The sequence below is a fragment of the Streptomyces tendae genome, from assembly GCF_014650435.1.
Taxonomy (GTDB): domain Bacteria; phylum Actinomycetota; class Actinomycetes; order Streptomycetales; family Streptomycetaceae; genus Streptomyces; species Streptomyces tendae.
In genome coordinates this window covers 334,055-359,062 of the sequence record NZ_BMUY01000003.1, presented here as the reverse complement: position 1 = coordinate 359,062, position 25,008 = coordinate 334,055, and the positions used below count along the sequence as shown (strand labels likewise).

At 73.7% G+C, this 25,008-nt stretch carries 21 protein-coding genes and 1 pseudogene; 7 read left to right on the top strand and 15 right to left on the bottom strand.

From position 1 onward, the window contains the following. Window positions 1–82: 82 nt before the first annotated feature. From IE258_RS10290 to IE258_RS10235, 12 genes are all read right to left on the bottom strand, one after another. The gene (locus IE258_RS10290) at window positions 83–1,495 is read right to left on the bottom strand and encodes a PP2C family protein-serine/threonine phosphatase (RefSeq protein WP_189741887.1); all 1,413 of its coding nucleotides are present in this window, start codon (window positions 1,493–1,495) and stop codon (window positions 83–85) included. Window positions 1,496–1,498: 3 nt separating this feature from the next. Then, the gene (locus IE258_RS10285; protein WP_189741885.1) at window positions 1,499–4,201 is read right to left on the bottom strand and encodes a serine/threonine-protein kinase; all 2,703 of its coding nucleotides are present in this window, start codon (window positions 4,199–4,201) and stop codon (window positions 1,499–1,501) included. A 34-nt stretch (window positions 4,202–4,235) separates the two neighbouring features. After that, window positions 4,236–5,570 carry a coiled-coil domain-containing protein gene (locus tag IE258_RS10280; protein ID WP_189741882.1) on the bottom strand — a complete coding sequence of 445 codons (1,335 nt, stop codon included), beginning with the start codon at window positions 5,568–5,570 and terminating at the stop codon, window positions 4,236–4,238. 71 nt (window positions 5,571–5,641) lie between these two features. After that, window positions 5,642–6,691, bottom strand: coding sequence for a glutamate ABC transporter substrate-binding protein (locus IE258_RS10275; protein ID WP_159329585.1), 1,050 nt, complete (start codon window positions 6,689–6,691; stop codon window positions 5,642–5,644). A 101-nt stretch (window positions 6,692–6,792) separates the two neighbouring features. Continuing rightward, window positions 6,793–8,157, bottom strand: coding sequence for a GlnX family signal transduction membrane protein (locus IE258_RS10270; RefSeq protein ID WP_189741879.1), 1,365 nt, complete (start codon window positions 8,155–8,157; stop codon window positions 6,793–6,795). Between the two features lie 210 nt (window positions 8,158–8,367). Beyond that, the gene (locus IE258_RS10265) at window positions 8,368–9,339 is read right to left on the bottom strand and encodes an N-acetylglucosamine kinase (RefSeq protein ID WP_189741877.1); all 972 of its coding nucleotides are present in this window, start codon (window positions 9,337–9,339) and stop codon (window positions 8,368–8,370) included. Continuing rightward, window positions 9,330–10,595 (bottom strand): 6-phospho-beta-glucosidase, encoded by a 1,266-nt coding sequence (locus tag IE258_RS10260; RefSeq protein ID WP_189741874.1) that lies wholly within the window; start codon window positions 10,593–10,595, stop codon window positions 9,330–9,332. Before IE258_RS10260 ends, IE258_RS10265 begins: the two co-directional genes overlap by 10 nt. A gap of 7 nt (window positions 10,596–10,602) precedes the next feature. Further along, on the bottom strand, window positions 10,603–11,514 hold the full coding sequence (locus IE258_RS10255; protein WP_189741871.1) for a carbohydrate ABC transporter permease: 912 nt from the start codon (window positions 11,512–11,514) through the stop codon (window positions 10,603–10,605). Further along, window positions 11,511–12,455, bottom strand: coding sequence for a carbohydrate ABC transporter permease (locus IE258_RS10250; protein WP_189742635.1), 945 nt, complete (start codon window positions 12,453–12,455; stop codon window positions 11,511–11,513). Before IE258_RS10250 ends, IE258_RS10255 begins: the two co-directional genes overlap by 4 nt. A 17-nt stretch (window positions 12,456–12,472) precedes the next feature. Then, window positions 12,473–13,810: an ABC transporter substrate-binding protein gene (locus IE258_RS10245; RefSeq protein ID WP_189741868.1), complete on the bottom strand. Its 1,338-nt coding sequence runs from the start codon at window positions 13,808–13,810 to the stop codon at window positions 12,473–12,475. A 94-nt stretch (window positions 13,811–13,904) separates the two neighbouring features. Next, entirely contained in the window at window positions 13,905–15,122 is a 1,218-nt protein-coding gene (locus tag IE258_RS10240; RefSeq protein WP_189741865.1) for an ROK family transcriptional regulator, read from the bottom strand. A 225-nt stretch (window positions 15,123–15,347) separates the two neighbouring features. Continuing rightward, on the bottom strand, window positions 15,348–16,445 hold the full coding sequence (locus IE258_RS10235; protein WP_506417433.1) for a mechanosensitive ion channel family protein: 1,098 nt from the start codon (window positions 16,443–16,445) through the stop codon (window positions 15,348–15,350). A gap of 316 nt (window positions 16,446–16,761) precedes the next feature. On the opposite strand from IE258_RS10235, the gene IE258_RS10230 reads away from it, so the two are divergent. Further along, window positions 16,762–17,298 (top strand): HNH endonuclease, encoded by a 537-nt coding sequence (locus IE258_RS10230; RefSeq protein ID WP_061444733.1) that lies wholly within the window; start codon window positions 16,762–16,764, stop codon window positions 17,296–17,298. Between the two features lie 39 nt (window positions 17,299–17,337). Here IE258_RS10230 and IE258_RS10225 read toward each other — a convergent pair. Together IE258_RS10225 and IE258_RS10220 are read right to left on the bottom strand one after the other, a co-directional pair. Next, a pseudogene (locus tag IE258_RS10225) lies at window positions 17,338–17,541 on the bottom strand (Uma2 family endonuclease); the annotation flags it as partial. Between the two features lie 27 nt (window positions 17,542–17,568). After that, a complete protein-coding gene (locus IE258_RS10220) occupies window positions 17,569–18,225 on the bottom strand; it encodes a class I SAM-dependent methyltransferase (protein WP_189741862.1) in 657 nt (218 codons plus the stop codon). Window positions 18,226–18,537: 312 nt separating this feature from the next. Between IE258_RS10220 and IE258_RS10215 the strand changes: the two genes are divergently transcribed. From IE258_RS10215 to IE258_RS10205, 3 genes are all read left to right on the top strand, one after another. After that, the gene (locus IE258_RS10215; protein WP_061444727.1) at window positions 18,538–18,849 is read left to right on the top strand and encodes a hypothetical protein; all 312 of its coding nucleotides are present in this window, start codon (window positions 18,538–18,540) and stop codon (window positions 18,847–18,849) included. A gap of 9 nt (window positions 18,850–18,858) precedes the next feature. After that, complete coding sequence (gene malQ, locus IE258_RS10210; RefSeq protein WP_189741859.1) at window positions 18,859–21,003, top strand: 4-alpha-glucanotransferase; 2,145 nt, start codon at window positions 18,859–18,861, stop codon at window positions 21,001–21,003. A gap of 82 nt (window positions 21,004–21,085) precedes the next feature. Next, complete coding sequence (locus IE258_RS10205; RefSeq protein WP_189741856.1) at window positions 21,086–21,379, top strand: hypothetical protein; 294 nt, start codon at window positions 21,086–21,088, stop codon at window positions 21,377–21,379. Window positions 21,380–21,464: 85 nt separating this feature from the next. Here IE258_RS10205 and IE258_RS10200 read toward each other — a convergent pair whose 3' ends face one another. Beyond that, window positions 21,465–21,983 (bottom strand): MarR family winged helix-turn-helix transcriptional regulator, encoded by a 519-nt coding sequence (locus IE258_RS10200; RefSeq protein WP_189741852.1) that lies wholly within the window; start codon window positions 21,981–21,983, stop codon window positions 21,465–21,467. A 112-nt stretch (window positions 21,984–22,095) separates the two neighbouring features. Here IE258_RS10200 and IE258_RS10195 point away from each other — a divergent pair, with 112 nt between their 5' ends. The 3 genes from IE258_RS10195 to IE258_RS10185 are packed head-to-tail and all read left to right on the top strand — an operon-like array spanning window position 22,096 to window position 24,947. Beyond that, entirely contained in the window at window positions 22,096–23,046 is a 951-nt protein-coding gene (locus IE258_RS10195; RefSeq protein WP_189741849.1) for an EamA family transporter, read from the top strand. A 33-nt stretch (window positions 23,047–23,079) separates the two neighbouring features. Further along, a complete protein-coding gene (locus IE258_RS10190; protein WP_189741846.1) occupies window positions 23,080–24,015 on the top strand; it encodes a DMT family transporter in 936 nt (311 codons plus the stop codon). A 29-nt stretch (window positions 24,016–24,044) separates the two neighbouring features. Then, entirely contained in the window at window positions 24,045–24,947 is a 903-nt protein-coding gene (locus tag IE258_RS10185) for a LysR family transcriptional regulator (protein WP_189741843.1), read from the top strand. The last annotated feature ends 61 nt before the right edge of the window (window positions 24,948–25,008 follow it).

The following is a 25,008-nucleotide window of genomic DNA, read 5'->3' as shown; positions in this document are numbered from 1 at the left end:
TGGCGGGGGTCCTGGCTTGCTGGCGCGGACCGCCCCCTGCGGTCCGCGAGGCCGCCCCGCCAACCGTGTCCGTGCGGGGGCCTCAGGCCGATCCTGCCCCCTGCGACGGGGCCGGGAACGGCAGGAGGGCCACTGTTACGTTGTCGTGGCCCCCGCCGTCCAGGGCGTGACCCACCAGGACGCGGGCGCCGTGCAGCGGACGGGCGGCGGCGTCCAGGGGTACGGCCTCGGCCATCTCCTCGGCGGACTCCGCGTAGTTCCACAGGCCGTCCGTGCAGACCACGACCACACCGGGGCGGTCCGGCTTGAAGGACGCGGTGTGCGGCTCCAGTTCGTAGGCGTCGGCGCCCAGCCAGCCGGTGATCGCGTGGGCGCGCTCGTCGGCGTAGGCCTCGGCCTCGTTCATCAGACCGGCGGCGACCATCTGCGCGGCCCACGAGTCGTCCTCGGTGAGCCGGGCGGGCGGGGTGGTGCGGTCGGCCGGGACCCAGTAGACGCGGCTGTCGCCGACCCAGCCGACGACCAGCAGGCCCGCGGTGACCACGGCGCCGACCAGGGTGCAGGCGGGCGCGTTCTGGTGCGGGGCCTGCTCGCGGGCGGTCGCGGGCTCGTCGGCGAGCGCGTTGACGGCCTGCGAGGCGGCGAGGATGGCGTCGTGCATGGCCTGCTGCGGGTGCGTGCCGCGCGGCAGGGCGCCGAGCAGCGTCTCGCCGGCCGCCCGGGACGCGGCGAGGGAGGCGTCGTCGGGGCGGGTCGCCGAGGACACGCCGTCGCAGACGATCGCCACGGAGGCGGGGGCGCCGTCGGGCAGCGCGGTGCAGCCCACCGAGAACGCGTCCTCGTTGCGGTGGTGGCGCAGGCCGCGGTCGCTGACGGCGGCGATCGGTCCGGACTCCTGCTCCATGTGGTCGCGTTCGCGGGGCTGGGCGTGCCCGCAGTTCTCGCAGTAGCCGTCGTCGTCGACCCGGCCCGCGCGGCAGGCCACGCACACCTTCTCGGCCGCGTCCGGTGCGGGCTGCCGGGAGGCCGCGGCCGGTTCGGGCGCCGGAGCCTGCCCGGGGACCGGGGCCGGTTCGGCGGTCAGCCGCGGGTCGGGCGCCTGCAAGGGGTACTCCTCGGGCTCGCCCGGCCGGTCGAACCGCACTCCGGTCGCGGGCGACCCGGCCGGAGCCACCGGAACCGCCGGAGCCGAGGGGGGCGCCGCGGGCGGGGGCGGCGGCAGCGGGGAGCCGCCCGAGTCGGTGCCCGGCAGTTCGGCCGCCGCGTGCACGGGCGCGGGGTGGCCGTGGCCGTCCGAGTCCCGGGCCACGGGCCAGTCCACGTCGTCCGGCGCGGGCACCACGCCGTGGATGGCCAGGGTCGGACTGTCCTCGGGCCGCGCGGGCACGACGGACAGGTCGTATCCGCACGCACCGCAGAAACGGTCACCCGGCTCGAGGGGTTCCTCGCAGCTCGGGCACTTCGACACAGCGGCCTGCTGGGGCATCTGCGACATCAACTACACCCACGTCCGGGGGCGGTAACGATTGGCACGTTCCACCAGGTCGATCCTCTCCTCGCCGCCCCGCGCCAGCCGGGCCAGCGTGCGGTACGAACGCTCCAGGCCGAAACGCAGGCCGCGTTCGTCCAGGCCGCTGCCGAGCAGCGTCCGTCCCCCGGCGGCGGGAGGGACGGAACCCCGACCTCCGGAGAGTACCCAGTCCAGCGCGCAACCGAGGACCTCGGCCGACAGTTGCTCGCGCCGCGCCGGATCCAGACCGTACACGTCCAGGGCCTCGACCTGCCGCGCGGCGGCGATCAGGTCGTCCAGGAACTGCAGGTCGCCCGCGGCCGCGGTGCGCTGCCGCAACCGCGCCCGTACGGCCGCCACCCGCGCCCCCGTGCAGTGGACGGACGACTCCGGCACCGACTCCAAGGTCCGTACGGCACCGGCCCGGTCGCCCGCGGCCAGCTGGACCCGGGCCAGGCCGAACGCCGCGCTGACATGGCTCGGGTCGGAGGACCACACCAGCCGGTAGTACTCGGCGGCGTTGTCGAGCTGGCCCAGCACCTCCGCGCACAGGCCGAGCGCCAGCTTGGGCGCGATCTCGCCGGGGAAGGCGTCGTAGATCGCGTCGAAGGCCAGCGCGGCGTCCTCGTGGGCGTCGGTCACCAGCGCCGCGAGACCGCGGTACCAGACCACCCGCCAGTCGTCGGGGCGCTCGCCCTCCAGGGCCTCCAGTGCCTCCAGCGCGCCCGACGCGTCGCCGTTCTCCAGCCGGGCCCGGATCTGCCGCAGCCGGGTCTCGGTCGACGGCGCCGGGGCCGCGGCCAGCGCGGTCAGCAGCTCGGCCGGCGCGGACGCCATGAGGCCCGCCAGGAAGCCCGCGTTGGGGTCACCGGCGTCGACCCGGGGGACCGGCAGCGCCAGCGACGCGGAGGGCGCGTCGGCGTCCTTGACCAGTCCGGCGGCCCCGGTGCCGAGACCGCCGACCGCGCTGACCGCACCCGGCAGCGAGGCGCTCGCGCCCCCGGACACGGCCACCGGCGTACCCGCCGCCCCCGTGCCCGGGCCGGCCGGCGGGGCGTGCGCGACGGTCCCGCCCGGCGCGCCCACGGCGGGACCGGACCCGCCCGGCAGCGCGGGCACGGGTCCCGCGCCCGGCAGGGCCGCACCGGAGCCGCCCCGCCGTCCTCTCGCGGGGGGCACCCTGGCCCCGAGCCGCGACACCTCGCCGTCCAGGCGCGGGAACAGCTCCGTGTCCGTCACCCGCACCTCGGGCCCGAACAGGGTGGAGACGGCGGGCCTGGCGCGGCCCGTCTGGAGCGAGACCACCTCGCGCAGCACGCCCGTCAACTGCTCCGCCATCTCCTGCGCGGAGGCGAACCTGCGGGCCGGGTCCGGGTCGGTGGCCCGCACCAGCAGCCGGTAGAACGACTCGTACTGCCGGAAGACCTCGATGCTGTCCGGGTCGGGCAGCGAGTCCGCGTAGACGGTGGTGTAGCCCTGGAAGTCGAACGACAGCACGGCGAGGGTCCGCCCGACCGTGTACAGGTCGGACGCCACCGACGGGCCGACGTCGGCGACCTCCGGGGCCTGGTAGCCCACCGTGCCGTAGATGGCCGACTCGTCGTCGTCCATGCGGCGTACCGCGCCCATGTCTATGAGCTTGAGCTGGTCCTCGGTCTGGATGGCGTTGTCGACCTTGAAGTCGCAGTACAGCAGCTTGCGGTTGTGCAGGTGGCCGAGCGCCTCCAGCGCCTCGATGCCGTACGCGCAGGCATGCTCGACCGGCAGCGGGTCGCGCCGTCCCTGCGGGGAGCGCCGGGCGTTGGCGATCTCCTTGAGCGACTTGCCGCCGACGTACTCCATGACGATGTAGCCGTCGAGGGAGCCGGTGCGCTGGTCGAGGTGCTCGACGAAGTTGTAGATCCGCACGATGTTGGCGTGCTCGATCTCGGCGAGGAAGCGCCGCTCCGAGATCGCCGCCGCCATCGCGTCCTGGTCGCCGGTGTCCAGCAGGCCCTTGAGGACCACCCAGCGGTCGGAGACCGCCTTGTCCACGGCCAGGTAGATCCAGCCGAGCCCGCCGTGCGCGAGGCAGCCCACCACCTCGTACTGGCCGTGCACCACGTCCCCGGCCGTCAGCTTGGGCACGAAAGAGTACGGGTGGCCGCACTTGGTGCAGAAGCCCTCCGTGCGGCCCGGCCGCTCGCCGCGCGACCGCCCGACCGGCGCCCCGCAGTCCGAGCGCGAGCAGAACCGCTTGCGTTCGGGCACCTCCGGGTGGTCCATCACCATCTCGCGCGGGTCGGGCCGCGGCACCGCCGGTACCTCGACGAGACCGACGCCGAGGCGCCCGCGCCCGGTGGAACCGGCGCCCGAACCGGAGCTGCGCACCGACACCGAACGGCCCGTGGAGCGGCCCGAGACGGCTCGGGAGAGCCGCCCGGACACCGAGCGCCGGGACTTCGACGAGCGCGACGACTGGGACGACGTGCGTGAACTGCGGGCGCTGGAGCGTGAGCCGCCGCTGCCCGAGGAACCCCGCGAGCCGCGGCCCCCGCCCCCGGCCACGCCGGTCGGTGTCGCGCCGAGCGCGCCGCCCGCGGCGACGACCGGCGCGAGACCGCACGTGTCGCAGTACAGCTCGCCGCCGCCCATGTCCTCGTACGTCCCGTCGCAGCCGGGACGCTGACACGTCCGTCCTGCCTCGCTCATGACGCTGCCTCCCCCTCGTCGCTCCGGTCCTCGCTCATGCGCCGGGTCCCGTCCGGTCCACCGGTCCGCCCTGGCCGGGCACGCGCCGGGCGGTGCCGAGCAGTTCGGCCGCCGCGTGCTGGTAGCGCAGGACGGCCTGCTCGGCGACGCGCAGGTCGCAGGGCGCGCTCCACAGCATGCGGCGCGCCTTCTCGTACTTCTCGGCCAGCTCGGGATCCTCGGCGTGGCCCAGCCGGGCCATCTTGGCCTTGTACGCGTCCAGCCGGCCGCGCAGCTCGGCACGGACGGCGAGCGGCGCGGTGACCGCCGTCAGCGACTCCCGGGCCCGCAGCAGCTCGTCCTCGGCCTTCTCCTCCAGGGACTCCAGGAGCGGCGACAGCCGGTGCCACTGGGCGTGCCTGCGGTACTCGGCGGCCGCCGCGAGCTGCTCCTGGAGCACGATCGGCGGTCCGCCGACCACCGGCACCTCGGTCGCGGCGATCTTCGCCAGCACCTCGCCCCGCGCGGTGCGGGCCTCGGCGAGGGTGCGGTCCGCGCGCGAGAGCACGTCCCGCAGCCGCACGATCCGCTGCTCGGCGTCCTGGCGCACGGCCAGCACCGCGTCGATCTCGCGGCGCACCTCCTCCAGGGCGCGCGCCTCCCGGTCGTACACCGTGGTGTCGGGACGGCCGCCGCCCGGCGCCGAACTGCCCTGGGCGGGCGTCCAGAAGGCCAGCGGGTCGCAGACCGCCTGCTCGCGCAGCCGCGTCAGGGTGCGGGTGATCCGGTCCAGGTCGTCGCCCGCCGGGTGCTCCCCGGGGCGCACGCCCACGGAGTGCGCCAGCTTGCGGGTGCGCCCCAGTTCGGCGGCGAGTAAATCGATCCGGGCGGGCAGCGCCGACCACACCGCGTCGGCGGCGACCACCATGTCCAGGGAGGTCGCGTACAGCTGGTTCATCCGCTCGACCAGCGTCACCAGCGAGTACCGCTCGCTGAGCCGGCCGGGACCGCCGTGCAGGGTGGGCGCGTTGGCGGTGGCGGCGGCCGAGCCGGCCACCGTGACGGCCTCGCCGCGCAGCAGCTCCGTCAGCTCCACCAGGTCCTCGCGGCTGGACCAGCGGCGCCGGGAGCGGATCTCGCGGGCGGTGCGCAGCGCGCCCGTGTACGCGTCGAAGTAGGTCCACAGCAGCGTGATCGACGCCTCCGCGGCGCTCCAGCGCTCGGCGGTGACGCCGGTCAGCTCGGCGCCCTCGAGGAGTCTGCGGCCCGCGTGGTCCTGGAGGGCGAGGAGCGAGGTCTCGATCGCCTCGTGCTCCGCGCCGAGCCGCGCCAGCGCACGGTCCACCTCGTCCCGGTCCATCACCGGCCCGGTGGGTCCCGTGTCGCCCATCGATCACCTCTCGCCGTCGCGGACTTGCGTGTGCCGTGCGTGTGCTCTGTCTTCTCCCGCGCCGCCGCCGGTCAGCTCGTGCGCAGGTACTGCGGGGTCGGCGGCAGCGACTTCGCCGCGTCGTCCATGGTCTCCGACAGCCACTCCTCGTACGAGTGCTGCCAGCCGCCGGCCCGGTCCGCGCGCCACTCCTCGAGGACCTGGTTGACCCGGCGTACCAGATCGTCGGCGTCCTTCTTCATCGCCACGCCGTAGTACTCGGTCGTGAAGGCGTCGCCCTTCAGCTCGACCGTCGGGTCCTGCGCGGCCTGGCTGGCGGCGAGTGCGCCGTCGGTGACGACCGCGTCGACCTCGCCGAGCTGGAGCCTTACCAGGCAGTCGAGTTGGTTGGGGACGGTGGTGCGCAGGTCGACGCCCTCGGCGAGCCTGCCGTCCTTCTGGTCCTGCTCCAGCGTGCTCAGCGCCGTCGAACCGGCCGCCGTGCAGATCTCCTTGCCGGCCAGCGTGCCGTCGTACCCGGTGATCTTCGAGGACTTGGGTGCCAGCACCTGCTGGCCGGTCCTGAAGTAGGGGGCGGAGAACGCGACGTCCTCCAGCCGGTCGCAGTTGATGGTCATCGTGCGGACCACCATGTCGACCCGGCCGTCCTGGATCGCGGGGATGCGCTGGTCGGTGGGGATCGCCTTGAACTGCACGGCGTCCGCGTCGCCGAGGACGTCCTTGGCGATCCGGTGCGCCAGGTCGATGTCGAAGCCCTCCAGTTCGGCGTCGCCGCCGCTGTTCGGGTCGCGGTAGCCCCAGCGGTAGCTGTTCTGGTCGACGCCGACGACCAGCTTGCGCTTCTCGCCCTCGCGGGCGCGGATCGCGTCGATGGTGGGCCCGTCGTCCCCGGACGGGGCGAGGGTCTGCTTCTCCGGGTCCGTGCACTCCTGCGCGGCCCGCGCCTGGCTGCCGTGGGCGACGCCGTGGCCGTCGTCGTCCGCACCGCCGCCACCGCCCGTGCCGTGCCAGGGGACCATCGGCAGGAGCAGGGCCGCCAGCACCGCGAGGACGCAGGCGAAGGCCATCGCCCCCACGCCGCCCCAGCCCTTCAGGCCGGTCCGCAACCGTCCCGCTCGCATCCTCACGCCCCCTCTCACGGGTCCTGTCTTCACGGGCCTCACCGGCCTCACGGGCTTCACGGGCACCCCTTCCCACCGGTCCGCCGGGCCCGCGCCCCGGCTCACCGGTACTCCGACAGCCTGCGGCCGATGCCTATGAGCGCGCCGGCCGCACCCAGCGCGGCGAGCACGCCCGCGCCCTGCGGCAGATAGCCCATCGCGTCCAGGCCGTCGCCCGCCGCCTGCTCGAACTCCGCCTTCTCGTGCTTCAGGGCGGTGGCGAGGGCCTCGTCGACGCCGTAGAAGCACTCCACCGTGGCGCCGTCGCCGCCGATCACCAGGTTCAGCGCCTGCTGGTAGTTGCCGTTCTCGTCCTGCGTCCGGGCCGAGGTGTGGCGCTTCTTCCACTCCGTCATGTTGCCGTTCGCCGTGTCGACGGGCTGTGCGCCGGACTTGTCGTCGGCGAGCCGCCCCGCCTCGGCCAGCGCCTTGCCGAGGCTGTCCATGTTCTTGCCGAAGGCCAGGTCGTAGGAGTCGTACGTCCTCTCGCCCACCTTGGTCGTCTCGGCGCCGCGGGAGACCAGGGTCAGATTCTCGTTGCCCCGGGCCTTGAGGGAGGCGATGCGGGCCTCGTTCAGCGCGTTGAGGGAGCGCACGCCGTGCTCGTAGGAGTCGGTCAGGTTCGACCGTGCGACGGTGTGCCCGACGGCCAGCCAGAGCAGCACCACCGCGGAGGCGGCGGTGGCGGCGACCAGGCCGTGGTTCAGGACGCGGTTGGTGCGGCGGTAGTTGCGGTGCTGGGCCCAGGCCAGCGCGGCGAGCAGGACGACGCCGAGGGCGATCGCCGCCCAGGGGTAGGGCTTGGCGTCGCCGTAGTCGGCGCCCAGCCGCTGGTTCTCCTTCTTGTAGAGGTCCTCCGCCGCCGGGAGCATCTCCTTCTGCATCTTCTCGTTGGCGTAGCGCAGGTAGGCGCCGCCGACGGGGAAGCCCTGGCGGTTGTAGGTGCGGGCGCGCTCGACGAGGCCCTTGTACTCGGGCAGCAGCCGGTTGAGCTTCGCGATGGTCGTCGCCGCGGGGGACTTCGGCTCGGAGTTGGCGGCGGCCGTCACGAGTCCCTCGGCGGCCGCGCGGATCCCGTTGTCGTAACGCGTGCGGGAGTCCTCCGTCTCCTGGCCGCCGGCCAGGAAGCCGCTGGATGCCGCCGTGTTGGCCTCGGCGAGGGAGCGGTAGATGTCGGCCGCGGCGGAGCTGAGCGGCTGGCTGCGGGTCAGTACGTCGTCGGCCGCCGTGGTCCGCGCGTTCATCTGCCAGGCGGTGACGGTGCCGAAGGCGACGACGAGCACGGCGAGCAGCGCGCCGATGATGCGCAGCCGCCCCGGCTCGGTGACCGCGGCCGCGCGCAGCCGGTCCACGCCCTCGGCGAAGGCCGTACGCCGCGGTGCCGTGTCCGGCGGCGGTGCCGCGCTGCCCTTCGGCGGTTGAGTCACTGCTGACCTCCCCCATGGTCATCCGTCGCCGCAAGTATCGCTGTCGGCACCGACATTCGCACCGGCCTTCACCCGATCTTGATGTGATCCCGGTGCAACGCACCACCCCTGCCCATGAATACGCCACGGGAACCGGTTCGGTTCCCGTGGCGGCTGAGGCGGCTCGGTTGCTCAGGCGGTCGGGCGGCTCGGGCGGTCGGGCGGCCCGGCTCAGGCGGCGAAGTGCGCGCGGGCCCGCTCCCCGGCCGCGGGCGGAGCGCCCACGTGGTCGAGGCCCAGCAGCACCGCGCCCAGCACGGGCCGGGCCGTCACCACCCGGGGCACGGCCTTGGGGGCGCGGGCCGCCAGCAGCTCCCGTATCCGCCCGTCGAGCCGCGGGTGCCGGGCGGCCAGCACGCTGCCGCCCAGCAGGACCGGCGCGGGTTCGGCCAGCAGGTCGAGGCGGGTCAGCGCGACCACCGCCATGGCCACCACCTCGTCGGCCTGCCGGTCCACGATCGACCGCGCGACCGGGTCGCCGTCGGCCGCCGTGGCGAACAGCACGGGGGTCAGCTCGTGCCGCCGCCCCGGCTCGACGCTCCGCAGGTGCAGGGCCTCGATGAGGGCGTACATCGAGTCGAGACCGAAGTGCGCCGGCAGCGTGCGGGCCAGCTCCGTCGGCCCGCCGCGGCCGTCCTCCGCGCGCGCGGCGTGCCACAGCGCCTCCTCGGCCAGCCCCCAGCCGCCGCCCCAGTCCCCGGAGATGCGGCCGATGGCCGGGAAGCGGGCGGTGCGGCCGTCGGGGCGCATGCCGACGCAGTTCACGCCCGCCCCGCACACGACGGCGACGCCCAACGGTTCGTCGACTCCCGCCCGCAGGACCGCGAACGTGTCGTTGCGTACCTCGACACTCCTGCCCCACGCGCGCGCGTGCAGCGCGGCGGCCAGCTGTTCCTCCTCCACCGGCAGGTCGGCGTTGGCCAGGCACGCCGACACGTGGTCGACGGAGGTGACGCCGGCCGCGGCGAAGGCCCGTGCCACCGCGTCCGCCAAGGCGCCCACGGCCCGCTCGACGCCGACCGCGGGCGGCCGGAAGGCCCCGCCGCGCGCCGTGCCGAGGACCTCCCCGTCGCCCGCCACCACGGCCACGTCGGTCTTGCTGTTGCCCGCGTCGACGGCGAGGACGCTCGCGCTCAGGCCCACGCCAGGTGCTCCCGGTTGTGCGCGATCAGCCGGTCGGTGAGCTGCTCGGCGTACGCGTACTGGCCGACGAGGGGGTGGGCGAGCAGCGCCCGGAACACCCGGTCCCGGCCGCCGCGCAGGGCCGCGTCCAGGGCCAGGTCCTCGTACGCGGTCACGTTCGCCATCAGCCCCGCGTACAGCGGGTCCACGTCCGCCACCGGCAGCGGGGAGGCACCCTTGCCGCCCACAGCCGCCGGCACCTCGATCACCGCGTCGTCGGGCAGGAAGGGCAGCGTGCCCCGGTTGTAGGTGTTCACCACCTGGTAGGGGGAGCCCGCGCCGCCGAGCAGGGCGGCGGCGAGGTCGACGGCGGCCTCGGAGTAGTAGGCGCCGCCGCGCTTGGCGAGCAGCTCGGGCTTCTCGTCCAGGGCCGGGTCGCCGTACATCTCGAGGAGTTGCCGCTCCATTTCCGCCACTTCGGCGGCCCGGGACGGCTTGGTGCGCAGCTCCTCGACGACCTCGTCGTGGGCGTAGTAGTAGCGCAGGTAGTAGGAGGGGACGACGCCGAGGCGGTCCAGGAGCGGGCGGGGCAGGCGCAGGTCGGCGGCGACCGACTCCCCGTGCTCGGCCAGCAGGCGGGGCAGCACGTCCTCGCCCTCGGGGCCGCCGAGCCGTACGGCGGTCTCCCAGGTGAGGTGGTTGAGGCCGACGTGGTCCAGGTGGACGTCGGCCGGTGCCACCCCGAGCAGCCCGGCGAACTTCCGTTGCAGTCCGATCGCCACGTTGCACAGCCCGACCGCCCGGTGCCCGGCCTGGAGCAGGGCGCGGGTGACGATGCCGACCGGGTTGGTGAAGTCGATGATCCAGGCGTCCGGGTTGGCCCGGCGCACCCGCTCGGCGATGTCCAGCACCACCGGCACCGTGCGCAGCGCCTTGGCGAGCCCGCCCGCGCCGGTCGTCTCCTGGCCGACGCAGCCGCACTCCAGCGGCCAGGTCTCGTCCTGCTGCCTGGCGGCCTGCCCGCCGACCCGCAGCTGGAGCAGTACGGCGTCGGCGCCGTCGACGGCCGCGTCCAGGTCGGAGGTGGTGACCACGCGGCCGCCGTGCCCCTGCTTGGCGAAGATGCGGCGGGCGAGGCCGCCCACCAGCTCCAGCCGGTCCGCCGCCGGATCGACGAGGACCAGCTCCTCGACGGGCAGCGTGTCCCGCAACCGGGCGAAGCCGTCGATCAGTTCGGGCGTGTAGGTCGAACCGCCGCCGACCACGGTGAGTTTCATGCAGTCATCAACCCTTTACTCCGGTCAGTGTGACGCCCTCGACGAACGCCTTCTGCGCGAAGAAGAACACGAGGATCACGGGGGCCATGACCAGCACGGTCGCGGCCATGGTGAGGTTCCAGTCGGTGTGGTGGGCGCCCTTGAAGGACTCCAGGCCGTAGGAGAGCGTCCAGGCGCCGGGGTTCTCGGAGGCGTAGATCTGGGGGCCGAAGTAGTCGTTCCAGGCGTAGAAGAACTGGAAGAGGGCCACGGCCGCGATCCCCGGCTTGGCCATCGGCAGGACGACCTTCAGCAGGGTGCGCAGCTCCCCGCAGCCGTCGACCTTCGCCGCGTCCAGGTACTCGTCGGGGATGGTCAGCAGGAACTGCCGCAGCAGGAAGATGGAGAAGGCGTCGCCGAAGGCCATCGGGATGATCAGCGGCCACAGCGTGCCGGACAGGTCCAGCTGCTTCGCCCAGAACAGGTACATCGGGATGATGATCACCTGCGGGGGCAGCATCATCATCGAGATCACCAGCATCAGGGACAGGTGCCGGCCCCGGAAGCGGAACTTGGCCAGGGCGTACGCCACCGGGATCGACGACGCCACGGTGAGCACGGTGCCGAGCCCCGCGTACAGCAGCGTGTTCTTCCACCAGGTGAGGAAGCCGGGCGTGTCCAGGACCGCGCGGTAGTTGCCCCACTCCCAGGTGTGCGGCCACAGGTCCCGGGTGAGGGCCTGCTGGTCGCTCATCAGCGAGGTGAGCACCACGAAGACGAACGGCAGCGTGAAGAAGAGCGCGGCGGCCACGCCGAGCGAGTGGACGGCGATCCAGTGCAGCAGCACGCGCCGGCGGGCGGTGCGCTCCTCGGTGGGCGGCGGGCCGGCGGCCGCGGCGGGCCGCGCCGGCGCCTGGGCCGTCGGTACCTGGGTGGTCATCGGTCACCTGCCTGGATCAGACCGCCCCGGCGGCGCATCAGCAGCGCCGTGAACGCCATGGCCAGCGCGAACAGCACGAGCGCGACCACGCAGGCGGAGCCGTAGTCGAAGCGCTGGAAGCCGAGGTTGTAGACGAGCTGGGGGAGGGTGAGGGTCGACTTGTCGGGATAGCCGGGTTCGAAGGACTGGCCGGAGCCGCCGATGATCCCGGAGGCGACCTTCCCGGCGACCAGCGGCTGCGTGTAGTACTGCATCGTCTGGATCACGCCCGTGACCACGGCGAACAGCACGATCGGCGAGATGTTCGGCAGCGTCACGAACCGGAACCGCTGCCAGGCCGACGCCCCGTCCAGCTCGGCCGCTTCGTACTGCTCCTTCGGTACGTCGAGCAGCGCCGCCATGAAGATCACCATCAGGTCGCCCACGCCCCACACCGCGAGCGCGGTCAGCGCGGGCTTGGACCAGGCGGCGTCCGTGAACCAGCCGGGCGCCGGTACGCCGAGCCCCTCCAGGACCGAGTTGACCGGCCCCGTACCGGGGTTGAGGAGGAAGACGAAGGCGAGCGTCGCCGCGACGGGCGGGGCGAGGTAGGGCAGGTAGAAGAGAGTGCGGAAGACCCCGGCGCCCGTCCTGATCTTCGTGATGAGCAGCCCGACCCCGAGCCCGAACACCACCCGGCAGGTCACCATCACCAGGACCAGCCAGAGCGTGTTGCGCAGCGCGGGCCAGAACAGCGGGTAGTCCTGGAAGACGTACGCCCAGTTCTCCAGGCCCCGGAACTCCGGGACGCCGAAGCCGTCGTACTTCATCAGCGAGAAGTACACGGTGGACACCAGCGGGTAGGCGAAGAAGACGCCGAACCCGACGAGCCACGGCGACATGAAGGCCGCCGTCCGAAGCGCCGAGGAACGGCGCTTCGCGCGGAGCGTGTTGGCGGACATGGACGTGGTCATGGCCGCTACTTCGCCTGCGCGATGTCGCGGTCGATCTGCGCGGCCGTCTTCTCCAGACCGGCCTTGAGGTCCTTCACCTTGCCCGACTCGTACTGGTAGCCGAAGTCCTGGAGGGTCAGCTGGTAGGTGGCGCCGTTGACGGAGGCCGGCGGGGAGTTCGACTCGGGGTGCTGGGCGATGTCCAGGAAGGTCCTGAACTCCGGGTCGGTCTTCAGGTCGGGCGACTTGAGGGCCGGGAAGGTGGAGGGCACGTTGCGGATGGCGTTGGCGAAGGCGACGACGGCCCCGGTGTCGGTCGTCATGTACTTCACCAGCTCCCACGCGGCGTTCTGCTTCTTGCTCTGCGGGGCGATGCCCATGACGGTGCCGGACAGGAAGCCCTTGCCGTACTCGGCCACCTCGTCGTCGGCGACGGGCATCGGCGCGGTGCCGATCTCGAAGTCGACGCCCGCGTCCTTCGCCATTCCGAGCCGCCACTCGCCGTCCAGCTGCATGGCGACCTGGCCGGTCTGGAAGGGGTGCTTGGCGCCCCACTCGTCGCCGAAGGTGTTGCGGTACTTCTCCAGCTTCTCGAAGCCGCCGAGGTCGTCGACGAGCTTCTTCTGGTACGTGAACATCTCGGCGAACGCCGGGTCCTTCGCGACGCTGGACTTGCCGTCCTCGTCGAAGTAGGCGTGGTCCCACTGGGACATGTAGTGGTCGACGACGGTCTCGTAGCCGTGGTAGTTCGGCATGAAGCCGAGCTGCTGGTACCCGTCCCCCTTGGTCTTCGTCAGCTTCTTCGCCACCTGGGCGAACTCGGACCAGGTCTTCGGCGGGGCCTTGATCCCGGCCGCCTCGAAGGCGTCCTTGTTGTAGTAGAGGCCGTAGGCGTCGCCGAGCAGGGGCAGTGCGCAGCGCGTGCCCTCGAACTGGGTGTAGTCCAGCATCGGCTTCGGGATGAGCGCGTCCAGGTCGAGCTTCGACTTCTCGACGAACGGCTTCAGGTCGAGGAAGGCGCCCGAGGAGCAGAACTTGCCGATGTTGGAGGTGGTGAACGAGGACACCACGTCGGGACCGTTCGAACCGCCCGCGCGCAGCGCCTGGTTGAGCTTGTCGTCGTTGATGTTGCCGACGACCTTCACCTTGATGTTGGGGTGCGCCTTCTCGAAGCGGTCCACGTTGGCCTGGACGGCCTTCACCTCGGCGGGGGCGCTCCAGCCGTGCCAGAAGGTGATGGTGGTCTCGGCGTTCGGGTCGTCGGAGGCGCCGGATTCGGACTGACCGGTACAGGCGGTGGCGAGCAGGGCGAGGGAGGCGGAGGCGGCGACCGCGAGGGCCGCTTTTCTGGATATTCCGGGCATGGCGAAGCTCCCAGGGGCAGGGTGGGGACAGGTGGGTGGGGCGGGGTGCAGCCAGTGGGGTGGCGCGGGGTGGAGTCAGCGTGTGGCGCGGGGGTCAGCGCGAGGTGTCGAAGACCTCGTCGCGGGTGGTCGCGAGCGCGCTCTCCAGTGCGCCGCGCAGGACGGGGTGCTCGGTCACGTCACCGACGGCGAGCCGGGGCCGGGAGGCGGCCAGTTCCTCCAGCTCGTCCCGGACCAGGTCGCGCAGTGCCTCGCCGCCCGCGGTGAGGGAGGTGCCGCTGAGGACGACCAGCTCGGGGTCGAGGACCGAGACGAGGGAGGCGAGGCCGGTGGCCAGGCGGGTGGCGTAGGTCTGGAGCAGCCGGCGGTGCGGGTCGTCGTCGGCGTCGGCCCGTGCGGCGCGGGCCACCAGGGCGGCGGCGACCTCGGTGTACGGCCCCGACGGCACGTCGGCGACCCCCAGCTCCCGGGCCAGTCCGGCCAGCGCCTGGGAACCGGCCAGCTCCTGGAAGCCGCCGCTGCCGGTGCGGCTGACCTTGCGGACCAGCGGAGCGCCCGGCACCGGCAGGAACCCGACCTCGCCGGCGCCGCCGGTCCAGCCGCGGTGCAGCCGGCCGCCGAGGACCAGGGCGGCGCCCAGGCCCTCCTGGTTCCACAGCAGGACGAAGTCCTCGTGCCCCCGGGCCGCGCCGAGGCGCTGCTCGGCGACGGCGGCCAGGTTCACGTCGTTCTCGTACTCCACCGGCATCGGCAGGGCGGCGGCGAGTTCGTCCAGGAGTGCGGGGGAGTGCCAGCCGGGCAGGTGGGAGGCGTAGCGCAGCCGCCCGGTACCCGGGTCGAAGGCGCCGGGCGTGCCGATGACGAGGCGGTGGAGGTCGCCGCGGGCGAGCCCGGCCGCCTTCACCGCGCCGTCGAGCGCGTCGGTGACCTGCTGGACGACGGGGACGGCGGGGCGGCGGCCCGGGGTGGGCAGCTCGTACCGGCCGACCGTGCGTCCGGTGACGTCGGCGACCGCGGCCAGGATGCGGCCCGGCGTGACGTCTAGCCCCGCGGCGTACGCGGCCGCCGGGTTCACCTCGTAGAGCTGGGCGCCGGGCCCCGGACGCCCCTCCGTCGTGCCCCCGGCCAGGACCAGGCCCGCCGCCTCCAGCCTGGCCAGCAACTGCGAGGCGGTCGGCTTCGACAGGCCGGTCAGCTTGCCGATCCGGGTCCGGGACAGCGGCCCGTGCTCCAGCAGGAGGTCGAGTGCGGCCCGGTCGTTCATGGCGCGCAGGACGCGCGGGGTGCCCGGCGTACCGGCGGTTCCTGCCATGCGTGTCCACACCTGCCTCTCGACCGCTCAGCTTTTCAGGGGCGGTGGGACAAGTCCACCGCGTGGATCACGGGAAACGTTCCGGCGGACGCCTGTCAGGTGCGTCTGTTAGGAAAGTTTCCTGTTGGCTGGAGAACGTAGGCCCGCCCGCAAGGAGCCGTCAAGAGACCGCCCCCGAGGCAACGCAGTCGTTACCTCGGGGGCGGGAAGCGCACCGGGCGCGGGTTACTTGCTGGTGCTGGGCGGTGGAATGGGGGACGCCGCCATCGACTGCGGCGACACGGAGCTCGCGTACGCCGACGGCGCGGCGACGCCCGCCGCGGGGTCGGCGGCGGCCGGAGCGCCCTCCAGCGGGACGGTGGCGCCGCCGACGATCGCGATGCCGGCCGCGTCGAAGGCCCGCTTGATGCGCCAGCGCAGCTCGCGCTCGACGGTGAGCGACTTGCCGGGCATGGTCTTCGCGGACACCCGCACCACCATCGAGTCCAGCAGGACGGAATCCAGGCCGAGGGTCTCGATCGGCCCCCAGAGCATCTCGTTCCAGGGCTCTTCCTTGCTCATCCGCTCGCCGACCGCGGAGAGGGTCTCCTTCACCCTGTCCAGGTCCTCGTCGGAGCGGACGGTCACGTCCACGCCGGCCGTGGACCAGCCCTGGGAGAGGTTGCCGATGCGCTTGACCTCGCCGTTGCGGACGTACCAGATCTCGCCGTCGACGCCGCGCAGCTTGGTCACCCGCAGCCCGACCTCGATGACCTCGCCGGAGGCCACGCCCGCGTCGATGCTGTCGCCGACGCCGTACTGGTCCTCCAGGATCATGAAGACGCCGGACAGGAAGTCGGTGACCAGGTTGCGGGCGCCGAAGCCGATGGCGACGCCGGCGACACCGGCCGAGGCCAGCAGCGGGGCCAGGTTGATCTGGAAGGTGCCGAGCACCATCAGGGCCGCGGTGCCGAGGATGAGGAAGCTGGCCACCGAGCGCAGCACGGACCCGATGGCCTCGGAGCGCTGGCGGCGCCGCTCGGCGTTGACCAGCAGCCCGCTCAGCGCGGTGCCGGTCGACGAGCCGGTCCTGCGGTTCATCCGCTCTATGAGCTTGGTGATCGCCCGCCGCACCACGGCGCGCAGCACCAGCGCGATCACCACGATCAGCAGCACCCGGAGCCCGATCGCGAGCCACGTCGACCAGTTCTCCTCGACCCAGCCCGCGGCGTTGGTCGCGCTCTCGTGGGCCTCCTTCAGCGAGGGCACGGTCGGCGCCGTCGGGGACGGCGAGGGCGAGGGACCGGCGGCCAGCAGGGGCAGGACGGCGGCGGACAGGGACACGGCGGAAACCTCCAGGTGCGGCGGCCCGTCCTGCGCGGTCCGGTCCGAGGTCCGGTCCAAGGTCACGGAAAGGTCACCGGACGGGCAGATGCACCACACTAACGGGGCACCGGACGCGGTTCGGCCCGAAATGGGCGGGCGAGACACTGCTCACCCACGCCTGAACTGGTCACGCCCGCGACCACGGGCTCCGTGTGGTCGAAAACACTCCCAGCCCGTTACCGGGACATGGTGGCGCTACGACCAGGCATGAGGGGAGACTGAACCAGATCGTCCCGGCGCGAGCCACGCGCCGCCGACGCCCAAGGAGGCACCCGTGCCGCATGTCCTGGTCCTCAACGCGTCGTACGAGCCGCTCGGCGTCGTACCGCTCCGCCGCGCGCTCGTCCTCGTCCTGGAGAACAAGGCCGTGTGCCTCGAGGAGTCCGGCGCCTACCTGCACAGCGCGACCGTCACCGTGCCCGCACCCAGCGTGGTCCGGCTCAAGCGGTTCGTGCGGGTGCCCTACCGGGGCCCCGTCCCGCTCACCCGCCGTGCCCTGTTCGCCCGCGACGGAGGCCGCTGCATGTACTGCGGCGCCGTCGCCACCAGCGTCGACCACGTCATCCCGCGCAGTCGCGGGGGCCTGCACGCGTGGGACAACGTGGTGGCGTCCTGCCGCCGCTGCAACCACGTCAAGGCCGACCGCCACCTGGTCGAGCTGGGCTGGCGCCTGCGCCACAAACCGGCCCCGCCCACCGGTCTGGCCTGGCGCATCATCGGCACCGGCCATCGGGACCCGCGCTGGTTGCCGTACTTGCAGCCGTACGGCGCGGAGGACGCCATGGCCCGGATCGACGGCATTTCCGCCTGACGGTCCGGGCCTCCGCTTGCCCCCTGCGCCGGCTCCGGCTCAGCGCACCCAGTTCTTCAGCGGCTCGGTGGCCAGGGCGATCCCGACCGGCTCGGGCAGCGCGACCCCCTTGCCGAACGGCAGCGTCTGCACGGTCTCGTACCGGCCCCCGTCCGGACGGCTGTGCACCTTGACCTCACAGGTGTCCCGGTCGATCAGCAGATACACCGGGATCCCCGTCGCGGCGTAGGCCCGGGGCTTGTCGCCCTCAGCGTAGGGGGATCCGGCCCGTCAGGGGCGGCGCCAGGTGAGGGTGTAGCGCCAGAAGAGGCGTCGGCGCAGTCGGGCGCCGGGCAGCACCGTGCGGGCCGCCTCGGCGATGTCGGCGAACGGCATGTCGGCCGGGCGGGTCCGGGCGGTCATCGAGGTGGGCGGGGCGGCGGCCCGGCCCCTGTTCTTGAGCCACCCGAGGGCGGCATTGGGGAGGACGGCGGCCGCGCCGAGCAAGTGGTCCGTGGCGGTCCGCGGCCGATAGAGGCCGACGACGACCAGGGTGCCGCCGGGGGCCAGGTGCCCACGGAAGGTGTCGAGGGCCTCGGTGAACGGCAGGTGGTGGAGGGTGGCGACGCAGGTGATGACGTCGTGGGGTCCGGCGGGGAGGTCCGTCAGGGCGTCGGCGACGGTGAAGGAGGCCGCCGTCGACGTGGTGGTCAGGGCGCGTGCCCGTGCGGTGATCGCCGGATCCGAATCGACGCCGCGGACCTCGTCGGCCCGGGTGGCGAGCAGGCGGGCCAGGTCACCGGCGCCGGAACCGACGTCCAGCGCGCTGCCGAACCGGCGGGGGAGCTGCCGCAGGAGCCAGCGGTGGTAGTGGGCGTTGTGGTCCCAGGGGTGAGCGGCGTTGAACCGGTCGAGCGCCTGGAGGAGCCGATGCGGCAGTGACGTCATGTGTTCCTTCGACGATTCGTCCCCCGGGCACAGTTCCCGGGGTTGTGAATGCCCGTGCGTGGCCGGGCCCGGTGACCGGTTTGGGTGATCCGTGCCCGGGTTACGTGTTTTTTTGGCCGGGTCTGTAGGTATTCGGGAGGGGGTGGATGTGACCAGGGCCACGTTGGCGGTATTGGGGCGTCTGTCCTCGCGGGGACTGGGTAGGGGCTGCCGTAACTCGCCACAAGCGTGCTTGACACAACGCCCGACCCGGGGCCCGATGACGGGCCCGTTCCACCGTCCGACCCAGAGCCTGATCCAAAGGAGACCCCCGTGGCTGCACTGGCGCCCCTTCTGCTGCCGGCCCCCTCCAAACCCGTGGCGGAGCCGTCCACTCCCTGGGCGGAGCCCTCCGCCGCCTCCGAGACCCCGCACTACTGCGTCTTCGGCGCCACCGGCAGCTGCGCCGAGACCCCGCTGACCAGCGAACCGCCGCTGCCCGACGCCGAGCCCCTCACCAGTGAGTCGCCGTTCGCCGACGCCGTACCGCTGACCAGCGAGTCCTCGCCCGAACTCACGGCCGACGTGCCGGAGCAGGGCGGCCCCTCCTTCGCCGTCCCCGTTCCGGAACCCACGAGGTCGTAGAGGAAGCAGATGCCCGCAGCCCAGCCGGCCGAGCCGCCCACCGAGGACCTTCCCGAGGATCTGACCAGGCTCGCCGCCCTGCACGGCGTCGCCACCTCCTACCGCCCCTCCCCGGACCGCACCGTCCCGGCCTCGGCCACCGCCGTCACCCTCGCGCTGGCCGCCCTCGGCGTGGACGCGAGCACCCCCGGGGCCGTACGGGCCGCGCTCGCCGCCCGCGAGACCGAGCTGCGCGAACGGCTGCTGCCGCCCACCGTCGTCCGCTGGGGCGGCGGCACCCCGGCCGCGCTGGCCGCCCTGCCCTCCGGCACCCGGCTGCGCGTCGACACCGAGCAGGGCGAGCGCCGCGAGGGAGTCGAGGGGCTTGCGTACGGGGTCCACCGGCTGACCGCCAGCGCGCCCGACGGGCGCACCGCCGAGGCGCACCTGGTCGTCGCGCCCGCCCGGCTGCCCGCTCCCGCCGCCCGCTCCCACGGGCTTCTCGTCCAGCTCTACTCCCTCCTCTCCCGCCGCTCCTGGGGCATGGGCGACCTCGGCGACCTCGGTGAACTGGCCGCCTGGGCCGGTCGCTCCCTCGGCGCCGGATTCGTGCAGGTCAACCCGTTGCACGCGGCCGTACCCGGCGCCCCCACCGACCCGTCGCCGTACCGGCCGTCCTCGCGCCGCTTCCCCGACCCGGTGCACCTGCGGATCGAGGACGTGCCCGAGTTCGCGTACGTCACCGACCCCGAGCGCGCCCGGACGCTGCGGGAGCGGGCCGGGCGGCTGCGCGAGGGCGTCCTGGAAAAGGACGCCCTGATCGACCGGGACGCCGTGTGGGAGCTGAAGCGCGAGGCCCTGGGACTGCTCAACGAGGTCCCCCTGGGCCCCGGCCGCCGCGCCGCCTACTGCGACTACCTCGCCGAACAGGGCACCGCCCTGGAGGATCACGCCACCTGGTGCGCGCTCGCCGAGGTCCACGGCTCCGACTGGCACCGCTGGCCCGAGGGCCTGCGCGACCCCCGCTCGGCCGACACCGACCGGGCCCGCCGCGAGCTGATGGACCGCGTCGACTTCCACTCCCGGCTCACCTGGCTCACCGACACCCAGCTCACCGCCGCCCAGCGCACCGCCCGCGAGGCGGGCATGCCGGTCGGGATCGTCCACGACCTCGCCGTCGGCGTGCACCCGCGCGGCGCCGACTCCTGGGCCCAGCAGGAGTACTTCGCCGCCGGGATGTCGGTGGGAGCGCCGCCCGACGCCTTCAACTCCCGCGGCCAGGACTGGGGGCTGCCGCCCTGGCGCCCGGACCGCCTCGCCGCGTCCGGGTACGCGCCGTTCCGGGGGCTGCTGCGCGGCCTGTTCCGGTACGCCGGGGCCCTGCGCGTCGACCACGTCATGGGCCTGTCCCGGCTCTGGTGGGTGCCCGAGGGGCGGCCGCCCACCGAGGGCACCTACGTCCACCACGACGCCGAGGCCATGCTCGCCGTCCTGGTCCTGGAGGCCCACCGGGCCGGTGCCGTCGTCATCGGCGAGGACCTGGGCACCGTGGAGCCCGGGGTGCGCGAGGCGCTGCGCGAGCGCGGGGTGCTGGGCACCTCGGTGCTCTGGTTCGAACGGGACTGGACCGGTGACGGCCGCCCCCTGCCGCCCGAACGGTGGCGCGCCGACTGCCTGGCCACCGCCACCACCCACGACCTGCCGTCCACCGCCGCCCGCCTCACCGGCGAACACGTCGAACTGCGCGACCGGCTCGGCCTGCTCACCCGCCCCCTGGAGGAGGAGCGCGCCGGGGCCGCGGCGGACACCGCGGAGTGGCTCGACGTACTGACCCGGCTCGGGCTGCTGCACGGCACCGGCGGCGACACCGGAACGCCCGCCGAGGAGGCGGAGATCCAGGCCGTGCACCGCTTCCTGCTGCGCACCCCCGCCCGCATGGTCGGCCTCTGGCTTCCGGACGCCGTCGGCGACCGCCGCCCGCAGAACCTGCCCGGCACCTGGGACCAGTACCCGAACTGGCGGCTGCCCGTCGCCGACGCCGAGGGCCGCCCGGTGACGCTGGAGGACCTGGCCGCCTCGCCCCGGCTGCACGCCCTGATCGACGTCGTACGCGATGCCGCACGAGATGCAGTAGGAGATGGCGTACGGCAACGCGGTGGCGACCGGGACGGCTGAACGGGGGCGCGCCGGGCGCCCGCGGGCCCCGTACGGGCACCCCGGGCGCGCGGGCGCCCGGACCGTTCGCTAACTTTGCACCGTGGACAAGAAGAACGCCCTGCGCGCCGGCGCCCTGGCAGCCGGTACGACGCTGATGATGCTGCTCATGTCGTCCCCCGCGCTCGCGCTGACGCGCGACGACGGCGACGACCCCGGCACCGGCCTGAGCGTCGTCGAGACGCTGGGTCTCTACGTCCTGGCCCCGATCGCGCTGTTCGCGATCATCGCGGGTCTGGTCATGGTCCTGGACCGGTCCCACCCGGACCACCGGGTGTCGACTCCCGGTACGAAGAGCAAGGCCAAGGCCAAGGGCAAGGTCGCCGCGAAGGCCTGACCTCCCGCACCCCGCTTCACCGAGGGCGCCGCCCCCACCGCACGTACGCGGAGGGGACGGCGCCCTTCGGCGTGCGCGGGCGCCCCTACTTCTCCGTACCGGCGAGGAGGTCCCGCAGCAGGCCGGCCAGCTGACCGGCCCGTTCCGCGTCGAGGGAGGCCAGCGCCTCGGTCTGGGCGGCGAGGCCCGCGCCGACCGCCTCGTCGATCAGCTCGAGGCCCCGTTCGGTGAGCGTGACCTGCAGCCCCCGGCGGTCGTGCGGGTCGGGGGAGCGGCGCAGCAGTCCCGCCCGTTCCAGCTTGTCCAGCCGGCCGGTCATGCCGCCGGTGGTGAGCATCAGCGTGGCCGAGAGCTGACGGGGCGAGAGCGTGTACGGCTCGCCGGAGCGGCGCAGGGTGGCCAGGGCGTCGAACTCGCCGCGCGAGATGCCGAAGCGCGCGTACGCCTGCTCCATCCGGTCGCCCATGGCGCGCGCCAGCCGGAAGACCCGGCCGAAGACCTCCATGCCGGCCGTGTCCAGGTCGGGCCGGACCGCCGCCCACTGGCCGATGATCACGTCGACGGGGTCCTTGCGAGGTCCGGGCTGTGGGGGACGTTCAGTCATGGGACGAGTATCGAGGCGATTCCGCTCGGCCGCAAGAAAGTGGCTTGGCGAAAACTTGCTTAGAAGTAAGCTACTTTCCAACGAGCTTCATTCGTCTCCGAAGGGTGCCCTCATGGCCGCCACCCGCCCCGCCGTCATCGCGCTCACCGCCCTCGCCCCCGTCTCCTGGGGCAGCACCTACGCCGTGACCACCGAGCTCCTGCCGCCCGACCGGCCCCTGTTCACCGGGCTGATGCGCGCCCTGCCCGCCGGTCTGGTGCTGCTCGCCCTCGCCCGGGTGCTGCCGCGCGGCGCCTGGTGGGGGAAGGCCGCGGTGCTGGGCGTGCTGAACATCGGGGCCTTCTTCCCGCTGCTGTTCCTCGCCGCCTACCGGATGCCGGGCGGGATGGCCGCCGTCGTCGGCTCGCTCGGCCCGCTCCTCGTCGTCGGCCTCTCGGCCCTCCTGCTCGGGCAGCGGCCCACCGCCCGGTCCGTGCTCACCGGCGTCGTCGCCGCGTTCGGCGTGAGCCTGGTGGTGCTGGAGGCAGCCGGGGGACTGGACCCGCTCGGCGTGCTGGCGGCCGTCGCCTCCACCGCGTCCATGTCCACCGGCACCGTGCTCGCGGGGCGCTGGGGCCGCCCCGACGGAGTCGGCCCGCTCGCCCTCACCGCCTGGCAGCTGACCGCCGGCGGCCTGCTCCTCGCGCCGCTCGCCCTCCTGGTCGAGGGCGCCCCGCCCGCCCTGGACGGCCCGGCCGTCGGCGGCTACCTCTACCTGGCGCTGGCCAACACGGCGCTGGCGTACTGGCTCTGGTTCCGCGGCATCGGCCGGCTCTCCGCCACCCAGGTCACCTTCCTCGGCCCGCTCTCGCCGCTGACCGCCGCCGTGATCGGCTGGGCGGCCCTCGGCGAGGCACTCGGTCCGGTGCAGCTGATGGGCATGGCGCTGGCGTTCGGCGCGACCCTCGCGGGGCAGCGGGCGCCGCGCGGGCGGACGGTCGCGGCAGCCGAACCGTTCGGTTCTGCTTCAAAGAACGGTCGAAAAGATTCGATGGACCTGATGAGTCCGGCCCTGCGACGGTAGGCCCGCCAGACCCCCGACCAGGAAAGGACCTTCGTGGCCACAGCCGCCCACCGGAACCCGACCCAGAGCGTCACCTCCCGAGATACCACCCCGACGCGGCCGACGGCGCCCGTCGCCCTCGGGCTCGCGCTCGCCGTGCTCGCCACCCTCGTCTGGTCCGGCAGCTTCGTCACCTCGCGGGCCCTGGGTGACAGCGTGCCGCCCGTCCAGCACGCGTTCTGGCGCTGGGTGGTTGCCCTCGCCGTGGTCGCCCCCTTCGGCGCCCGGCGAGCCTGGCGGCAGCGCGCACTGATCCGGCGCCACCTCGGCTTCGTGGCCCTCGCCTCCCTGCTCGGCGTCACCGTCTACAACACCCTCGTCAACCAGGCCGGCGTCACCACCCCCGCCGCCAACATGGGCATGATCATGGCGGCGTCCCCGGTGCTCATGGCCCTCTACGAGCGGGCGGGCGGGGTGCGCCTCGGCGTCCGCCGGGTCGCCGGGCTGGCCGTCGCCTGCGCGGGCGTCCTGCTGCTCGTCGGAGGGGACGGCGCCTCCTTCTCGGCCGGCGACCTGTGGATGATCGCCGCGGCCTGCTGCTTCGGCTCGTACAGCGCGCTGCTGCGCCGCAGGCCCGAGGGGCTGGACGGCGCGGGCTTCCTGTTCACCACATTTCTCGTCGGCACCGTCCTGCTGCTGCCCGCGCAGGGCGTCAGCCTCGCCGTGCAGGGCGGCTTCCAGCCGACACCGGGTACCGTCTGGCCGCTCCTGTACGTCGGCGTCGCCTCCTCCGCCGTCGCCTTCTTCGCCTGGAACAAGGCGATCTCCCTGATCGGACCGTCCCGCGCCGGGGTCGTCTACTACCTCCAGCCGGTGTGCGTCGCCCTGCTGTCCTGGGCCCTGCTCGCCGAGCCGACCGGCTGGCCGCAGGCGGGCTGCATGGCGCTGATCCTCGGCGGCGTCGTCCTGGGCGCGGGGGCGCGCCGGTAGGTCGCGGGGCCCGCCGGTAGGTTGCCGCCATGGCCGACTGGGACATCCGCAAGCTGCAGATCCTGCGGACGCTGCGCGAGCGGGGCACGGTGACCGCGACGGCCGAGGCGCTGCACATGACACCGTCCGCCGTGTCCCAGCAGCTGACGAACCTCTCCAAACAGCTCGGCGTGGAGCTGCTCCAGGCGCACGGCAGAAGGGTCCGGCTGACGGACGCGGCCCGGCTGGTGCTGCGGCACGCCGAGGCGGTGTTCGAGCAACTGGAGCGCGCCGACGCCGAGTTGGCGTCCCACATCCGCGGAGAGGCGGGCGAGGTCCGGGTCGGCGCCTTCTCCACCGCAGTACCCGCCCTCGTCGTACCGGCCGTCACCGCGCTGCGCGCCACGCGCCCCGGCATCGCGGTGCGGGTGCGGGAGGCCGAGGCGCAGGAGGCGTACGAACTGCTGGCCGCCGGGGAAGTGGACCTCGCGCTGTCGCTGGCCGCGCAGGCGCCCAGCGCCGTCGACCCGCGCTTCACCCGCGTCCCGCTGCTCGCCGACCCGCTGGACGTCGCGCTGCCCGGGGACCACCCGCTGGCCCGCGCGGAGGGACTGCGGCTGGCCGACCTCGCCGCCGAGCCGTGGATCTTCGGCGGCAGCGGGCCCTGGTCCGACATCACGCGCGGCGCCTGCGAGGCGGCGGGGTTCCGGCCGCACCAGGGGCACGCGGCGGCCGGCTGGCCGGCGATCCTCGCCATGGTCGGGGCGGGCATGGGCGTCGCCCTGGTCCCCCGCATGGCGGCCGTGCCCCGGGACGGCGTGGTGATGCGCGAACTGCGCGCGGACCGCCCTGTCCGGCACGTGGTCGCGGCCGTGCGCAAGGGCGCGGAGGAGGGCGCCGCCGTCGCCACCGTACTCACGGCCCTGCGCACGGCGGCGGACGGACGCCCTTGAACACCGCCCCTGAACGTCTGCTCCTGATTCCCCCGCCCGAGCGCACGCGGGGGGCGCCCGG

Excerpts from the sequence above, each read along its gene's own strand:
- IE258_RS10200 (WP_189741852.1), bottom strand. The coding sequence starts at position 21,983 with ATGACTGAACGTCCCCCACAGCCCGGACCTCGCAAGGACCCCGTCGAC.
- malQ (WP_189741859.1), top strand. The coding sequence starts at position 18,859 with ATGCCCGCAGCCCAGCCGGCCGAGCCGCCCACCGAGGACCTTCCCGAG.
- IE258_RS10260 (WP_189741874.1), bottom strand. The coding sequence starts at position 10,595 with ATGAAACTCACCGTGGTCGGCGGCGGTTCGACCTACACGCCCGAACTG.
- IE258_RS10280 (WP_189741882.1), bottom strand. The coding sequence starts at position 5,570 with ATGGGCGACACGGGACCCACCGGGCCGGTGATGGACCGGGACGAGGTG.
- IE258_RS10255 (WP_189741871.1), bottom strand. The coding sequence starts at position 11,514 with ATGACCACCCAGGTACCGACGGCCCAGGCGCCGGCGCGGCCCGCCGCG.
- IE258_RS10275 (WP_159329585.1), bottom strand. The coding sequence starts at position 6,691 with ATGCGAGCGGGACGGTTGCGGACCGGCCTGAAGGGCTGGGGCGGCGTG.
- IE258_RS10290 (WP_189741887.1), bottom strand. The coding sequence starts at position 1,495 with ATGTCGCAGATGCCCCAGCAGGCCGCTGTGTCGAAGTGCCCGAGCTGC.
- IE258_RS10195 (WP_189741849.1), top strand. The coding sequence starts at position 22,096 with ATGGCCGCCACCCGCCCCGCCGTCATCGCGCTCACCGCCCTCGCCCCC.
- IE258_RS10220 (WP_189741862.1), bottom strand. The coding sequence starts at position 18,225 with ATGACGTCACTGCCGCATCGGCTCCTCCAGGCGCTCGACCGGTTCAAC.
- IE258_RS10285 (WP_189741885.1), bottom strand. The coding sequence starts at position 4,201 with ATGAGCGAGGCAGGACGGACGTGTCAGCGTCCCGGCTGCGACGGGACG.
- IE258_RS10240 (WP_189741865.1), bottom strand. The coding sequence starts at position 15,122 with ATGGCAGGAACCGCCGGTACGCCGGGCACCCCGCGCGTCCTGCGCGCC.
- IE258_RS10185 (WP_189741843.1), top strand. The coding sequence starts at position 24,045 with ATGGCCGACTGGGACATCCGCAAGCTGCAGATCCTGCGGACGCTGCGC.
- IE258_RS10245 (WP_189741868.1), bottom strand. The coding sequence starts at position 13,810 with ATGCCCGGAATATCCAGAAAAGCGGCCCTCGCGGTCGCCGCCTCCGCC.
- IE258_RS10250 (WP_189742635.1), bottom strand. The coding sequence starts at position 12,455 with ATGTCCGCCAACACGCTCCGCGCGAAGCGCCGTTCCTCGGCGCTTCGG.